This is a genomic window from Dasania sp. GY-MA-18, from assembly GCF_024734385.1.
Lineage (GTDB): Bacteria > Pseudomonadota > Gammaproteobacteria > Pseudomonadales > Dasaniaceae > Dasania > Dasania phycosphaerae.
Map to the genome: position 1 here is coordinate 124,392 of NZ_JANHAP010000010.1, position 14,961 is coordinate 139,352.

14 protein-coding genes and 1 other RNA gene are annotated in these 14,961 nt (G+C 49.6%); 5 read left to right on the forward strand and 10 right to left on the reverse strand.

The window, feature by feature from the left end; genetic code table 11:
- Positions 1-12: 12 nt before the first annotated feature.
- The 7 genes from mraY to mraZ all read right to left on the reverse strand — a co-directional run bounded on the left by mraY (position 13) and on the right by mraZ (position 7,486).
- Complete coding sequence (gene mraY / locus NO559_RS12990) at positions 13-1,095, reverse strand: phospho-N-acetylmuramoyl-pentapeptide-transferase (protein ID WP_258332278.1); 1,083 nt, start codon at positions 1,093-1,095, stop codon at positions 13-15.
- Positions 1,095-2,459: a UDP-N-acetylmuramoyl-tripeptide--D-alanyl-D-alanine ligase gene (gene murF, locus NO559_RS12995; protein ID WP_258332279.1), complete on the reverse strand. Its 1,365-nt coding sequence runs from the start codon at positions 2,457-2,459 to the stop codon at positions 1,095-1,097. The genes mraY and murF overlap by 1 nt, the downstream gene beginning before the upstream one ends.
- On the reverse strand, positions 2,456-3,940 hold the full coding sequence (locus NO559_RS13000; RefSeq protein ID WP_258332280.1) for a UDP-N-acetylmuramoyl-L-alanyl-D-glutamate--2,6-diaminopimelate ligase: 1,485 nt from the start codon (positions 3,938-3,940) through the stop codon (positions 2,456-2,458). The genes murF and NO559_RS13000 overlap by 4 nt, the downstream gene beginning before the upstream one ends.
- Before the next feature lie 14 nt (positions 3,941-3,954).
- The gene (locus NO559_RS13005) at positions 3,955-5,664 is read right to left on the reverse strand and encodes a penicillin-binding protein 2 (RefSeq protein ID WP_258332338.1); all 1,710 of its coding nucleotides are present in this window, start codon (positions 5,662-5,664) and stop codon (positions 3,955-3,957) included.
- A gap of 74 nt (positions 5,665-5,738) precedes the next feature.
- Positions 5,739-6,044 carry a cell division protein FtsL gene (ftsL, locus tag NO559_RS13010; protein ID WP_258332281.1) on the reverse strand — a complete coding sequence of 102 codons (306 nt, stop codon included), beginning with the start codon at positions 6,042-6,044 and terminating at the stop codon, positions 5,739-5,741.
- Between the two features lie 57 nt (positions 6,045-6,101).
- Positions 6,102-7,031, reverse strand: a complete 930-nt coding sequence (gene rsmH, locus NO559_RS13015) for a 16S rRNA (cytosine(1402)-N(4))-methyltransferase RsmH (protein WP_258332282.1) — start codon at positions 7,029-7,031, stop codon at positions 6,102-6,104.
- An 8-nt stretch (positions 7,032-7,039) separates the two neighbouring features.
- Entirely contained in the window at positions 7,040-7,486 is a 447-nt protein-coding gene (mraZ, locus tag NO559_RS13020; protein WP_258332283.1) for a division/cell wall cluster transcriptional repressor MraZ, read from the reverse strand.
- Positions 7,487-7,985: 499 nt separating this feature from the next.
- Here mraZ and NO559_RS13025 point away from each other — a divergent pair, with 499 nt between their 5' ends.
- Positions 7,986-9,287: an MFS transporter gene (locus NO559_RS13025; protein WP_375542741.1), complete on the forward strand. Its 1,302-nt coding sequence runs from the start codon at positions 7,986-7,988 to the stop codon at positions 9,285-9,287.
- Positions 9,288-9,310: 23 nt separating this feature from the next.
- Here NO559_RS13025 and NO559_RS13030 read toward each other — a convergent pair whose 3' ends face one another.
- From NO559_RS13030 to rsmI, 3 genes are all read right to left on the reverse strand, one after another.
- On the reverse strand, positions 9,311-9,793 hold the full coding sequence (locus NO559_RS13030) for a YajQ family cyclic di-GMP-binding protein (protein WP_258332285.1): 483 nt from the start codon (positions 9,791-9,793) through the stop codon (positions 9,311-9,313).
- A 120-nt stretch (positions 9,794-9,913) separates the two neighbouring features.
- Positions 9,914-10,285: RNase P RNA component class A (gene rnpB / locus NO559_RS13035), an RNA gene on the reverse strand.
- Between the two features lie 37 nt (positions 10,286-10,322).
- On the reverse strand, positions 10,323-11,165 hold the full coding sequence (gene rsmI, locus NO559_RS13040; RefSeq protein WP_258332339.1) for a 16S rRNA (cytidine(1402)-2'-O)-methyltransferase: 843 nt from the start codon (positions 11,163-11,165) through the stop codon (positions 10,323-10,325).
- A 47-nt stretch (positions 11,166-11,212) separates the two neighbouring features.
- Here rsmI and NO559_RS13045 point away from each other — a divergent pair, with 47 nt between their 5' ends.
- Genes NO559_RS13045 through NO559_RS13060 form a run of 4 tightly spaced genes read left to right on the forward strand, consistent with a single transcriptional unit; the run spans position 11,213 to position 14,778 of the window.
- Positions 11,213-13,159, forward strand: coding sequence for a penicillin-binding protein activator (locus NO559_RS13045; protein WP_258332286.1), 1,947 nt, complete (start codon positions 11,213-11,215; stop codon positions 13,157-13,159).
- A 21-nt stretch (positions 13,160-13,180) separates the two neighbouring features.
- Complete coding sequence (locus tag NO559_RS13050; RefSeq protein WP_258332287.1) at positions 13,181-13,588, forward strand: YraN family protein; 408 nt, start codon at positions 13,181-13,183, stop codon at positions 13,586-13,588.
- Between the two features lie 16 nt (positions 13,589-13,604).
- Positions 13,605-14,195: an SIS domain-containing protein gene (locus tag NO559_RS13055; protein WP_258332288.1), complete on the forward strand. Its 591-nt coding sequence runs from the start codon at positions 13,605-13,607 to the stop codon at positions 14,193-14,195.
- 7 nt (positions 14,196-14,202) lie between these two features.
- A complete protein-coding gene (locus tag NO559_RS13060; RefSeq protein WP_258332289.1) occupies positions 14,203-14,778 on the forward strand; it encodes a BON domain-containing protein in 576 nt (191 codons plus the stop codon).
- Positions 14,779-14,961 lie beyond the last annotated feature (183 nt).

Genomic DNA, 14,961 nt, shown 5'->3' on the forward strand with positions numbered 1-14,961 from the left:
TAATATTTCCTATTAACGCAGTTTTAAAGTTGCCAAACCAAATAGCACCAGCATGACGGTAATAATCCAAAAACGAACTATCACTCGTGGCTCTGGCCAACCTTTTAATTCAAAGTGGTGATGTATGGGCGCCATTTTAAAAATGCGACGGCCGGTAAGCTTATAAGAGGCCACCTGCAAAATAACGGAGACTGTCTCCATCACAAACACGCCACCCATAATAAAAAATACAATTTCATGGCGGGTAATAACCGCCACGGTGCCTAGGGCAGCCCCCAGCGCTAAGGCACCTACGTCACCCATAAAAATTTGCGCGGGGTAGGTGTTAAACCATAAAAAGCCCAAACCGGCACCGGCCATAGCGCCGCAAAACACCACTAACTCACCGGAGCCCGGCACATAAGGGATAAATAAATATTGCGAAAACTCGGAGTGCCCCACCAAATAGGCAATCACCCCCAACGCCGAACCCACCATTACCGTGGGCATAATGGCAAGGCCATCTAAACCATCAGTGAGGTTCACCGCATTGCTGGAGCCGACGATGACAAAGTAAGTCAGCACAATAAAAAACGGCCCCAGATTCCAGGCGTAATTTTTTAGGAAGGGGAAAAACAGCTGTGTCTCTGCCGGTGTCACGGCGATATCGTATAAAAAGATCGCCGCCCCCAAGCCCGCCACCGACTGCCAAAAATATTTCCAGCGTGCGGGTAAGCCTTTGGAGTTTTTCTCTATCACTTTGCGGTAGTCGTCCACCCAGCCCACAGCACCAAAAATGGAGGTCACCAGTAACACCGTCCACACATAGGGGTTGGTTAAATCGGACCACAACAAGGTACTGGCAATAATCGCCACCAAAATTAATGCTCCACCCATGGTCGGCGTACCAGCCTTGCTGAGGTGAGACTCGGGGCCATCGTCGCGCACAGACTGGCCTATTTGGTGGTAGTTAAGCTTGCGTATCATCCACGGACCTAACAGCAGAGAAATAAGCAGCGCTGTCATTACCCCTAAAATACCGCGCACAGTAAGGTATTGAAAAACCTGAAAAGCGGTAAAATGTTGCGACAGTAATTCTGACAACCAAAGCAGCATTAGTCTGTCTCCCCTTGAGTAAAAGTTGTTGTTATTATTTCGACAACACGCTCCATGTGAGAACTACGCGAGCCTTTCACCAACACGGTTCCCTGCTGGCAATAAGGCAAACCTGCTTGTTGCAACGCTTCTATACTGGCAAAAGCGACAGCGCCCTCGCCAAAACCTGCCGCCACATCATTGGCCCAAGGCCCTACTGCAACAACATGATCAATATTTTTACTACGGCAATAGCTGCCCATTTGCCGGTGCAGGGCTTGCTCATGCTCACCCAGCTCGGCCATAGCGCCCAACACTAAACAGCGCGGCTGCTCACTTTGCGCCAGCACATCTATGGCGGCTTGCACGGCATCGGGGTTGGCGTTGTAGCTATCGTCTATTAACGTTAAGCCATCGTTAACGGCGATGACATTTAAACGTCCGGCCACCGCGTGCATATTTTGCAGGCCAGTTTTTATCTCTGCCAAACTGGCTCCGGCTGCCAAGGCGGCGGCCGCCGCAGCCAAGGCATTGGCGACATTATGTTTACCTAATAAGGGCAAGCGTATAGCGCAGTGCTGGCCGCAGGCATGTAAATTAAATTCCGTATACTGCGCAGCGGTTTTTATTGCGCTGGCAAAAACATCGGCCTGGCTATTGTGCAGACTAAAACTGATACGCTGTGCTTTCGCTGCCTGCTGCTGCCATAACTCGGCATACTCGCTATCGATATTAATTACTGCTGTGTCTTGCTCGGCAAGGCCTAGGTAAATTTCACCTTTGGTTTGCGCCACCACATCCGTGCTACCAAAACCAGCCAAGTGCGCCTGCAATGCGTTAGTGACTATGGCTATGGTGGGTTGAGCAAATTGACATAAATAAGCGATATCTGCTTTTTTAGCGGCGCCCATTTCTATCACCGCGCAATCGTGCTGGGGCTGTAATTGCAGCAAGGTTAAAGGCACACCGATTTCATTGTTTAAGTTGCCCTGGGTCGCCAATACCGCACCGCGCTGAGCCATAATGCTGGCTAACATTTCTTTGGTGGTGGTTTTACCGGCACTGCCGGTTAGCGCGATTACCGGCTTATTAAAAGCCTGTCTTTGCATGGCGGCGATTTGCCCCAAGGCTAAGCGCGTATCGGCAACCACTAGCTGCGGAATATCGACAGGCTGGCGCTGGCTAACTATGGCCGCTACAGCCTGCTGCTGCGCCGCGCTGGCGACAAATTGGTTGGCGTCAAAATGCTCGCCGCTTAAGGCCACAAAACAATCCCCGGCTTTTAGGGCACGACTATCGGTGCAAATAGTATGTACTTCCGCATCAGCGGTTAGCTCGCCCGCTAAGACGGTATTGAGCTGACTAAGTTTCATGGCCTGCATCATAAAGCCGCCCTCTTAGCCAAAGCCAAGCGTGCTTGCACGGCATCGTTAAAAGGCAGCCGCTGCATACCAATTTGCTGATAGTCCTCGTGGCCTTTGCCTGCGATTAATAACACATCATCGTCGCTGGCCGATAACACCGCCTGCGCTATCGCCTGCGCCCTATCGGCGACAATTGTTAAAGCATCAGTGTTGGCAGCGCCAGCGACTATCTGCTGAATAATTACATCAGCATTTTCGGTGCGCGGGTTATCACTGGTAATCCAGACTTGATCCGCCAGCCGCGCGGCCACTTCACCCATTAAGGGGCGTTTGCCCTGATCTCTATCGCCGCCGCAGCCAAATACACAGACTAATTTTTGCTGGGCGTGTAAACGCAATGCGGTTAAGGCCTGTTCTAAAGCATCGGGGGTATGAGCGTAATCAATAACCACGGCCGGTTTTTGCCCGCCGCTGTTAATTAATTCCATACGGCCCGCAACCGGCTGCAAGTTACTCGCCGCCGCAACTAGGCTTTTAAAATCAAAACCCTGCGCGGCCAAGCTGGCGATAGCGGCCAATATATTACTTAAATTAAAATGCCCTAGCAGCGAGCTATTTAAGCTCGCGCTACCCCAGGGCGATTGCAGCTGCGCGCTAATGCCCGCTGCATGAAACTGTATATCCGTGGCATAAACATCTGCCTGGCTGCTGCTAACGCTATAAGTGACTAGCTGCACGGCAGGTGCCAAGCTGGCGATCAACTGCTCCGCAAAAGCATCGTCGCGATTAATCACTGCGGTTTTTAAACCCGGCTGTTTAAACAGTTTTGCCTTGGCAGCACCGTAGCTGGCCATATCGCCGTGATAATCCAAATGATCACGGGTTAAATTGGTAAATACCGCCACATCAAATGTAATGGCTGCGACACGGCCTTGTTCTAAGCCGTGGGAAGAAACCTCCATGGCGACCATATCCACCTTAGTGCGCCAATCGGCCAAGGTTTTTTGTAAACTAATCGCATCCGGGGTGGTGTTTAAACCCGCTGTTAAATGCCCGTCTATGCCCGAACCCAAGGTGCCTATCACGCCGCAATGTTTGTGCATGTGCTGCAACAATTGCATCACAAATTGGCTGCAGCTGGTTTTACCATTGGTACCGGTTACACCAATAATATTGTGTTGCTGCGAAGGCTGACCATAAAAATTGCCCGCTATCGCACTAATGCGCTGGTTTAAATTAGCCACCGCGACTACCGGTACCGCACAAGCACTTAGCTCGCTACTGACATCTACCAACACCGCTACCGCACCTTGCTGTATCGCCTGCGCAATAAAGTCTTCGCCATTCACAGTCGCGCCTACGCAGGCAATAAAAACATCGCCGGTGCGTACCGCGCGGCTATCGAGCTGCAAGCCGCTAATTTCAAGATTAGCAACAGCCTTATCCAGCGCAGGCGCAATATCAGCCAATAGCTGTTGTAAGGTCATCGCTTGTGGGGGCATAGGTTTGGCCATCATTAAGCTGACTTGCGCCCCCCTGCAATAAGCTCGGGCTGGGCGACTACCGCCTCTTTTAATTCCGAGAGTTTATCGGGAGTTACATCTAATAAACGCAATGCATCTGACATTACTTTTGAAAACAGTGGTGCCGCAGCCTCACCGCCGTGATACATATCTATACTGGGCTCATCTATCATCACCACTGCCACTAAGCGTGGATTATTGGCTGGCGCCATACCGGCAAAAATGGCGCGATATCTATCGTCGGCATAGCCATTGTTTCCCACTTTATGCACGGTGCCGGTTTTGCCCGCCACAGTGTAAGTCGCGATTTGCGCACCGGTGCCTGTACCGCCTTTTTCGGTAACGGTTTTTAGCATCTCTACCACTTGTTTGGCCTGGCGAGTATTTACCACCCGTGTAGCTTCTTGAGGGCTATCTTTGCGCAGCAAGCTTATAGGCTGCATCAAACCACCATTGGCTAAAACGGCGTAAGCCTGTGCAAGTTGCACAGGCGTTACCGACAAACCATAACCAAAAGCAAAATTGACAATTTCTATGGGCCGCCAATTAGCCCGACTGGGCATTTGCCCGGAGCTTTCGCCGGGGAAGCCCGAACCCACATCGCGCCCTAAACCAAAGCGGCCAAATAATTCCCAAATGGATTGTTCATCTAAATCCAGTGCAATTTTGCTAATACCTACCTGGCTGGACTTAGTTAAGATTTTAGTAACATCCATCACCCCGTAATTGACTGGGTCCAACAAAGGTTTTTTGCCTACCCGTATATAACCGGGATTGGTATCCACTAGGGTTTTGGGTGTGTACTTACCACTTTCTAAGGCCGCTAACACCGTTAAGGGTTTGACTGTTGAACCGGGCTCAAACACATCAGTCATGGCGCGGTTGCGCATATGAGCAGGGTTTAAACGGCTGCGGTTATTAGGATTATAGGAAGGCTGATTGACCATGGCTAAAACTTCACCGGTCTCACTATCCACTACCACTACCGAGCCCGCTTTTGCTTTGGCGTTTTGCAACATGGCTTTTAATTCGCGGTAGGCCATGTACTGCAGGCGCATATCTATGCTTAAGGTAAGCTCCTTACCCGATACCGCCTCTTGAGGCTGATCAATATCGCGTATTACGCTGCCGTGTAAATCTTTCAACACCCGCTTGCGGCCGTCGCTACCGCGCAACCACTGATCATAGGCCAACTCTAAACCCTCTTGGCCTTGATCATCTATATTGGTAAAGCCTACTAAGTGCGCTGCCACTTCGGCGGCAGGGTAGTAACGCTTATATTCTTGCTGCCGGTTGACACCTTTTATTTTTAACGCCATCACTGCTTTGGCTTGCTCGGGTGATATATGCCTGCGCAAATAAATAAAACCGCGCTCGCGGTTGTCGTTTATTTTTTGTTTGATCACTGATACCGGCAAGTCCAGCAACTGCGCCAAAGGCTTGAGATCCTGATCCAGACCCTGCATATGCTTAGGGTTAATCCAGATAGAGGCCACCGGCGTACTAACCGCTAACGGCTCACCATTGCGATCGGTAATCACACCGCGATAGGCGGGAATTTTTTCCGTGCGTATGGTTCTGGCATCACCTTGATTTTGTAAAAATTGCGTATCCAGTAATTGCAAAGAAACCACTCGCCAAATTAAAAGCGCAGCCAAGCTCGCCAGTAGAAATACTACTAGCGAAAAACGCCATACTGGCATTGCTTGTTGTGGCTTAGTTTTCAATTACTAACCTTTTTAAGTGATTTTCGATACCAATTTTTGTTATCTAGCTTTTATCTAACAATTCTAATAGCCGTTGGATCGGGTACTTTCATCGCTAACTTTTTTTTTGCAACTTCTTCTATACGCACTGGCGAGGCCCAAGTGCTTTGCTCTAATAGCAAGCGCCCCCACTGCTCTTCCAACTCTATTTCATGCCTATACTCACGCTGCAAAGCACTAAATAGCTGCCGGCTTTTATAGGTGCTGTATATCACCGCTAATGCCGAGGCCACCACCAGTGCTATTAACAGCGCACAGGCAATGCTTTTTTCAATATTGCTGGTCAACCCGTTAAGGGAATATCCCTGCTGGCTCATTGGCACCCTTTACTTAACATTATTGTCAGTCTTAGCTCGCCAAAACTTCTGTTGTTATTAAGCAATTTTTTCAGCCACACGCATAATGGCACTGCGTGAGCGTACATTGCCCTGCACCTCATCACTGCCTGCGCGCACGGCCTTGCCGATTTGCTTCATGCGTTTATTTAATTGTGAATCCATAATGGGCACACCAGCAGGTAGTACGTCGCCGCGCACCTGCTGCTTAATAAAACGCTTTACCATGCGATCTTCTAACGAGTGAAAACTAATCACTACCAAACGACCACCCACAGCCAAAAGATCCAAGGCCTGATTTAATAGCTCTTCTAAATCACCCAGCTCGTTATTAATAAAAATACGTATGCCCTGAAAGGCTTTGGTCGCCGGGTTTTTACCGCGCTCCCATGCCGGGTGCGCAGCCGCCACCACTTTTTGCAAATGCAAAGTGGTGCTTATAGGATTTTGTTCACGCTCTTTGACTATGGCTTCGGCTATGCGCAGGGCGTAGCGTTCTTCACCATAGTCTTTAAGCACTTGCCTAATTTCGGCTACAGAGGCTTCCGCCAGCCACTCAGCGGCGCTTTGGCCAGCATCGGGATTCATGCGCATATCTAAATAACCATCGCGCATAAAACTAAAGCCGCGCTCGGCTTGATCCAGCTGCGGTGACGACACCCCTAAGTCCAATAAAATACCGTCTAACTTATCTATGCCCTGAGCGGCAATAAAATGATCCAGCTCAGCAAAAGAGCCCTGCACTATGCGAAAACGTGAGTCTTGCTGCTCTAACTCCTTGCCTGTAGCTATGGCCTGCGGGTCTTTATCGGTGGCAATTAAACGGCCCCCCGCTGACAGGCGCTTTAAAATTTCACCGCTGTGGCCGCCGCGGCCAAAAGTGCCGTCGGCATAGCTGCCCTGCAGGCGTTGGTCGCCATCACCTAATAAGGCATCGACAGCCTCATGTAATAAAACGGTTTCGTGCATACGCTCGCCTAAAATGAAAATTCGCTGAGTGAAGCGGGCATCTCTTCATCGTCATCCTCTTCATTGAGGTAAGACTGCCAGTTTTCTTCGCTCCATAACTCCAAGTAATCAACTTGGCCTACCAATACGATTTTTTTCTCTAAACCTGCATATTCACGCAGCGTGGGCGGTATCAACACACGACCATTACCCTCATCAACCTCTAAGGCGGTGGCGTAACCTAATACCACGCGCTTAATGCGCGCCGCTTTTTTGTTGGTGCTGGATAGGTTTTTAATTTCGGGCAGCTTTTGCTGCCAGCGTGGCTCTGGGTATACCAATAGGCATTTTTCAGTGGTATTTGCCGTTACAACAATGCTACCGCCGCAGTCAGACTGCAGCGTTTCCCGCACTTTCGTGGGGATAGCGAGACGCCCTTTGGCGTCCATGTTGATAGCAAAATTGCCTTGGTACACTTTTTTCCACTCAATTAGACTTTTTATGAGGATAAAAAAGCACCAAAAACCACTTAATGACACTTTTCTCCACTTTTGCACACTATAGGGAGGCAAGCGCAATATTGTCAAGAAACAAAACCAGCTAAAAGCCACGAATTTCGGGGTTTGTGAAGGGATCGTGCTGCCATTTGCAGCGAACAGGGCAAGCCAAAAACAGACAAATCCAGCCAAATCAAAACGATACAGAGCAAACTTAATGTATTACTTTAAGTTTGTAACAGGAGTTTACAGGGGATTTATTTGCTGAGCTTAAGCTTACGAGTAAACAGGCCTTGCGCCTTGCAACCCAGCAGGCAAAAACATAGCACAGGCCACCCCCCAATGACAAACCGCCAACAAAATAAAACCCAGCACTGGATGTATGAAAGCGACTGTGACAGCATTCAGCAGCGGCACTACAACAGCCGCGACCACCAGCGCTCCATAATAAAACGCCTTGATAAAGGATATGCCCCACTTGCAGGTCAACTCAGCCCCACAGTTTTCTTGGCGACAAGCTTTTTCGGTGTACTGCCAGCGCCCAGTAATCGCCCTGTTTTTTTTAGGCTTTGCCGCAGGCCTCCCTTTCCTGCTGGTATTCTCAACCCTCAGCGCCTGGCTAAACGATTACGGTATAGGAAAAACCACCATAGGCTTTTTTGGTTGGGTGGGCATCACTTATTCGATCAAGGTGCTGTGGTCGCCCATAGTCGATCAACTCAGCATCCCCTACCTCAGCACTAAATTAGGCCAGCGCCGCAGCTGGATGCTAGCCGGCCAACTAGGCATAGCGCTGGGCTTACTGATACTGGCCCTGCTTAACCCACAGCAACATATAGTACTAATCGCCCTAGCGGCCTTATTGGTAGCCTTTTCCTCATCCACCCAAGACATTGCCATCGACGCCTTTAGAATCGAATCAGCAAGGCAGGAATTTCAAGGTGCCATGTCGGCCAGCTACATTTTCGGTTATCGCCTAGCACTGTTAGCCGCTGGTGCTGGCAGCCTGTATTTAGCTGAGTTTTTTTCCTGGTCCGCCAGCTACCTGTGCATGGCGGCTTTAATGTTGGTGGGCATTATCACCAGCCTAGTCGTGCAAGAACCTAACGGCAGTAATAACCAGCACAGCCCGCGCAGCGAACACGACAGCCTGTTGCAATGGTTTAAACACGCCGTCATCGCCCCCTTTAGCGACTTCTTTCAACGCCAAGGCAGTTTTGCTTTATTGATACTTGGCTTTATTGCCGTGTTTCGCCTAAGTGACATTACCATGGGCATTATGGCCAACCCGTTTTATTTAGATTTGGGCTTTAGCAAAACCGACATAGCCGAGATAGGAAAAGTGTTTGGCTTTTTTATGACTATAGCCGGCTCATTTTTTGGCGGCCTGCTGGTGATACGCTATGGCGTACACAAACCCTTAATTACAGGCGCAATAATGGTGGCCAGTACCAATTTATTATTTGTCGCCCTAGCCAACATAGGCCCCGATATATATTGGTTAATGGCCACTATTAGCGCCGATAATTTAAGCGCAGGCTTGGCTAACGCGGCATTTATTGCCTATTTATCAGGCCTAACTAATAGAGCCTACACCGCCACTCAGTACGCATTGTTCAGTTCGCTAATGACATTACCGGGCAAATCGTTGAGTGGTTTTTCGGGAGTGATTGTTGATGCCAGCAGCTACCAAGTCTTTTTTACTTATGCTGCCGTGATGGGGATACCAGCTATTTTACTAGCGGTTTGGGTAATGAGGCATGATAAAAGGGTAGCGTAATAGCTACCCTTTTATCATTAAAATTAATCGCGAAAATTATTAAACTGCAAAGGCTGACCCAGTTCTTGCTCACGCAATAGCGCCATGGCCTGCTGTAAATCATCGCGCTTTTTACCAGTAACGCGCACTTTGTCGCCCTGTATCTGGCTTTGCACTTTCATTTTGCTGTCTTTAATAATTTTGACAATTTTTTTGCAGACGTCGCTCTCCAAGCCATTTTGCAAGGTCACTAATTTTTTAACCTGCTTGCCTGCAGTTTCGACTTTACCCAAATTCATAGCCTGTGGATCGATTTTGCATTTCACCAAGGCGGTGCGCAGCATATCTTCCATCTGCCGAATTTGATAATCGGATTCGGCAAAAATAGTTACGGTAAAGTCTTTGCGCTCAAAACTGGCGTCTATACCTTTAAAGTCAAAACGAGTACCGATAATACGATTAGCTTGATCAATCGCATTGGTAAATTCATGAACATCTACTTCAGAGACAATATCAAAAGTGGGCATAAATAAGTTCTCATTGCATTCGAAGCGGCAAGTTTTAAGCTACAAGCCTCAAGAAAACAAGCTGCACTACTTGCAGCTTGCCGCTTGAAACTTATAGCTCTGCCCCCTTAGGGGCGGAAAAAGTCGAGTCAGCAATAAGCCGGGTTCTGTATACGACAATCATTCATCTACGCCTTACGTCACCGCAAGGCTTTAGCAACCTACCCGCCCTCAGTGCGGGTCACACCTATAGAGGGCCTATTTGGTCTTGCTCCGAACGGGGTTTACCATGCCACGAACGGTTACCCGTCGCGCGGTGCGCTCTTACCGCACCCTTTCAGCCTTACCTGTGCATTCCTAAGAATGCCATCGGCGGTCTACTCTCTGCTGCACTTTCCGTAGGCTCGCGCCCCCCAGGCGTTACCTGGCGTTCTACCCTATGGAGCCCGGACTTTCCTCCCTCCCAAATACGCCAAAAGGCATAAAAGAGACGGCGACTGCCTAGCCAACTCGGGCGTGACTCTACCATCACCGCCCCACAAAGCAAGAGCTAATCGGCCTTTTGCGCTAAACCGTATTGGTATAAAGGCTTCTTTTTAAGGCCAGTGATTTTAGCGGCCAGGGCTGAGGCCTGCTTTACCGATAACTCTTCTAACAACACATCCATAATGCGGCTAGCCTCCGCGTCCAGCTCAGTGCTGGCTACTACTGCGCCGCGTAATAGCAACACACACTCGCCGCGCTGCTGGTTGCTGTCGGCCGCCACCCAAGCCACCATTTCGGCCAAGGGCGCGCGCTTAATAGTTTCATAGGTTTTGGTGAGCTCGCGGGCCATTACCACCTCACGCTCGTCGCCCATCACCGCCTGCATATCTTGCAGGCTGGCAAGCAAGCGGTGGGGAGCCTCGTAAAAAATCAGCGTGCGGGGCTCTTCCTGCAAAGCTTGCAGATGCTTGATGCGGCCCTGCTGCTTGGCCGGTAAAAAGCCTTCAAAAATAAACCGGTCTGAGGGCAGGCCTGCAGCACTCAGCGCTGCGATTGCGGCGCTGGCACCAGGCACCGGCACCACTTTCACACCGGCACTAATGGCGGCATCGACTATGCGATAGCCGGGGTCGGAAATTAGCGGGGTACCCGCATCGGAGATCAAGGCTATGGACTGGCCAGCCTGTATTTTGCCTATCAAATAATCCACGGTGTCGCTGCCACTGTGGTCGTGATAGGCTCGCAAGGGGGTTTCTATGCCAAAATGCTGCATCAACCTCACACTATGGCGAGTATCTTCGGCTGCAATCAAGTCTACTGATTGTAGTACCTCCACCGCTCGGGGTACCATATCCCCTAAATTACCTATAGGTGTTGCAACAATATAAAGCGCAGCTGTATGGTCCAACAATAATACTCCCAGCGAATCGATGTGGGCGCTAGACTATCAACGCAATGACATTCAGAACAGCCTTTTTTTCCACTGCCAAGCCAGCCTTATGCGCACTAGCCTTAGCAATGAGCTTGATCGCCTGCTCCCCACAACCCAGTGGCGAGCAAGACGCTGTTAACCTACAGGCACATAACAAGGCACAGCAAATACAAAGCTTGCTGCAACAACTACAAAAAAGTGCAGGCAATAAGCGGCTAAACCTGCAGCTCACCTTGGTAGAGCTGTTACTAGAAGAGCAGCAGCGCGACCTAGCCAGCCAAACCCTAGAAGAGCTGCAAACCCAGCAATTAAACAATCAGCAATACATACGTTATAGCGAGCTACTGTGCCAACTCTACCTGCAACGCGGCCTCTATGAACAAGCGCTCACCGCCTTGGACAGAGAGCGCCTAGTCACTCTCAGCGATCAATTTAGCATAGAGCAACAACTCAGCTTTACCCATTTGCGTGCCAAGGTCCTGGCCCTACTAGGCAGCCATCTGGCCAGCGCGCAACAGCGTATTTATATAGACCCACTACTAGACAGCAGTACCCAAATCAGCAACCGCAAAAGCATTTGGCGCTCGCTGATGTATGTACCCACCGATGAACTGATACGCTATGAAAGCACTGCCTTTGGTGAAGAGTACAAGGGCTGGCTATCACTGGCGCTGATAGTAAAAACCGCACAGGGTGATTTAGACGAGCAAGTCAGGCGCCTAGATCAATGGCAACAGCACTGGCCCAACCACCCCGCCAACCAACCACTGCCCGAAGACTTAGCCTTAATACGCGAACTAGCTGCCAACCAGGCCAAACAAATCGCCCTGTTACTGCCGCTATCCGGCTCACTGGCAGCCTATGGCCAAGCTATACGCGATGGTTTTATGGCCGCCCACTACCAAGCTATGCAGCAGCGCAGTAGCGCTCCTGTTATTAAAATTTACGATAGTGCCAGCAGTAATAATTTTGCCGAGCTATACCAACAAACCGTCAATGCTGGCGCCGAGGTAGTCATAGGCCCACTAGACAAGGCGCATGTGCGGCAACTCTTTGATGAAGCCATTAACACCCCCACACTGGCGCTTAACCGCATTGACGATTACGGCCAGCCGCCAGAGCAACTGTTTCAATTTGGCCTGGCCCCCGAAGACGAAGCCTTGCAAATTGCCGAGCTGGCCTTTTTAGAAAACCGCCGCAACGCCCTGATTATTAGCCCGCGCAGCAGCTGGGGCGAAAAAGTCAGCGCCGCCTTTGAACAACACTGGCAACAACTGGGCGCCCAAACTCTAGGCAATAGCCAGTTCAGCGGCCAGCAAGATTTATCCGGCTCGATCAAAGACGCACTCTACCTGCAGCACAGCGAAAGCCGCGCCCGTCGCATACAACAGCTAGTGGGCCAACACATAGAGTTTGAGCCCAGGCGTCGCCAAGATATAGATATGATTTTTTTACTGGCCCACCCCGAACAGGCCCGCTCCATCAAACCGCTGCTCAACTACCACTATGCAGGTGACCTGCCTATTTATGCCACCTCACGTATTTACAGCGGCTACCAGGACAGGAAAAAAGACAGCGATATTAACGGCATTAAATTCACCGATATCCCTTGGGTACTCAATCCCGACACGCCGCTAAAACATATCATTAACAGCGAGCTGGAAAACAGCAAGCTATACCAGCGTATGTATGCCTTAGGGGTAGACAGTTACCAACTCTACCCCCGCCTGAAACAATTGCAGCACATACCCGATAGCCGCGTTTACGGCCAAACCGGCACCCTAAAATTAAACGCAAGCAATCAAATAGAACGTACGGTATTATTGGCCAAATTTACTGGCGGGCGCGCTAAAATTATTGCCGCCGCCGATCAATCATTAAACCAAGCCGCAACCGCGCCCAGCAACAAATCCGAACAGCGGCGCGGCGCCATAGATACACGAAGTATCGGCGATTACACGGCGCAGTAAACACAAAACTAGGAGCCACGGATGGCATTACAAAAGGTTGTTAATCGTTTAAAACGCTCGTATCTAGCCCGCAAAAGCCAGTACAGTGGCCAGCAAGTAGAGCAATTAGCTGCTAAATATTTAACCCGACAGCAATTGCGCGTTTTAGAGTTTAACTACCGCTGCCGCCGCGGTGAAATAGACTTAATTATGCTAGAGGGTGAAACTATCGTCTTTGTAGAGGTACGCTACCGCCGCAGCAGCAGCCACGGCACACCGCTAGAAACCGTTGATTTTCGCAAACAGCAAAAGCTATTAACAACCGCTGAGCACTATCTACAGCAACATTTTCAAAACGCGCCCTGCCGTTTTGATGTAATTTCTGCCCAGCGCGCCCCTGCCAGTGCAGAGCTACATTTTGAGTGGGTTAAAAACGCGTTTAGTTATTAAAGTAAAAAGTGAATAAATGATGGATTTGTACGAATACGTTACAGAACTTTTCCACAGCCACATAGATACCAGCATGCGCAGCATGGAAGAGCTACCCATGGTGCTGGCCGAATGTGGCGAGCTGATGGCGCAATGTTTACTAAGCGACAAAAAAATACTCTGCTGCGGCGAGGGCCAAAGCGGCGCCATAGCGCAAATATTTGCCAGCCACTTACTCAATCGTTTTAACCACGAGCGCCCAGGCCTGGCAGCCATCGCCCTTAATGACAGCACCACCGTTACCGCTATTACCGGCGAAGGCAACTTTGCCGAAGTCTTTGCCAAACAAATACGTGCACTGGGGCAATCGGGCGATATTTTATTGGTGCTCTCTAGCGGCAGCAATGTCACCTCTAGCTCACAAGCTATACAGGCCGCACACGATAGAGACATGCTAGTTATCACTATTAATAGCAACGAGCACGACAGCACTGCGCTGCTACTGCCTGAAGATATAGAGCTATGCATACCCTCTAATAACCGTGCCCGGGTAGGTGAAACACAGCTATTGATCGTCAATTGCCTGTGTGAAATTATTGAGCAACAACTTTTTGGCAGCGAGGAATAAACCCAGCATGTTTCGCACTATCAGCCTCTTTATACTCATTCTTTTAACACTAAACCTACAAGGCTGTAGCAAAATCATCTCTATGACCACCGACGGGCCATTGGATCAAGATGAGGGTGAACGCACCACTGGCAGCGTTATTGAAGACGAAATTATAGAAACAAAAATTCTAGTCAATTTAGATAAAACCGACCCTCAGCTAGCGCAATCCAATATCAGCGTAACCTGCTACAACGGCGTTGTATTACTGACCGGCCAAGTGCGCGATGAATCCTTGCGGCAAATGGCTGCCAATGTTGCCAACGACATCCGCAAGGTGCGCAAAGTACACAACGAAATCAGCGTGTCCGGCGCCATCTCTATGGTAGCTCGTTCTAACGACACCTGGATTACCACCAAACTGAAAAGCAAAATGTTAATACAGCCCAAGATTCAAGGCGGCCGTATTAAAGTGGTTACCGAAAACGGCACCGTTTATTTGATGGGCTTATTGACCCGCGAAGAAGGTGCCCGCGTCGCCGATTTAGCAAGGCAAACCGGCGGCGTGCAAAAAGTGGTGATCTTGTTTGAGTATATTTCATAACAGTCGATAGTCGATAGTCGATAGTCGATAGTCGATAGTCGATAGTCGATAGTCGATAGTCGATAGTCGATAGTCGATAGTCGATAGTCGATAAATTCTTCTCGCAAGCCACCTACTGTCAACTAATTCCTGTTTTCCTAGAGAGACTATAAGCTAGCCACTCTCAACCAACAAAAAAGGCCA

Excerpts from the sequence above, each read along its gene's own strand:
- NO559_RS13005 (WP_258332338.1), bottom strand. The coding sequence starts at position 5,664 with ATGCCAGTATGGCGTTTTTCGCTAGTAGTATTTCTACTGGCGAGCTTG.
- ftsL (WP_258332281.1), bottom strand. The coding sequence starts at position 6,044 with ATGAGCCAGCAGGGATATTCCCTTAACGGGTTGACCAGCAATATTGAA.
- murF (WP_258332279.1), bottom strand. The coding sequence starts at position 2,459 with ATGATGCAGGCCATGAAACTTAGTCAGCTCAATACCGTCTTAGCGGGC.
- NO559_RS13030 (WP_258332285.1), bottom strand. The coding sequence starts at position 9,793 with ATGCCCACTTTTGATATTGTCTCTGAAGTAGATGTTCATGAATTTACC.
- NO559_RS13055 (WP_258332288.1), top strand. The coding sequence starts at position 13,605 with ATGATGGATTTGTACGAATACGTTACAGAACTTTTCCACAGCCACATA.
- mraY (WP_258332278.1), bottom strand. The coding sequence starts at position 1,095 with ATGCTGCTTTGGTTGTCAGAATTACTGTCGCAACATTTTACCGCTTTT.
- NO559_RS13050 (WP_258332287.1), top strand. The coding sequence starts at position 13,181 with ATGGCATTACAAAAGGTTGTTAATCGTTTAAAACGCTCGTATCTAGCC.
- NO559_RS13000 (WP_258332280.1), bottom strand. The coding sequence starts at position 3,940 with ATGCCCCCACAAGCGATGACCTTACAACAGCTATTGGCTGATATTGCG.
- NO559_RS13060 (WP_258332289.1), top strand. The coding sequence starts at position 14,203 with ATGTTTCGCACTATCAGCCTCTTTATACTCATTCTTTTAACACTAAAC.
- rsmH (WP_258332282.1), bottom strand. The coding sequence starts at position 7,031 with ATGCACGAAACCGTTTTATTACATGAGGCTGTCGATGCCTTATTAGGT.
- NO559_RS13045 (WP_258332286.1), top strand. The coding sequence starts at position 11,213 with ATGACATTCAGAACAGCCTTTTTTTCCACTGCCAAGCCAGCCTTATGC.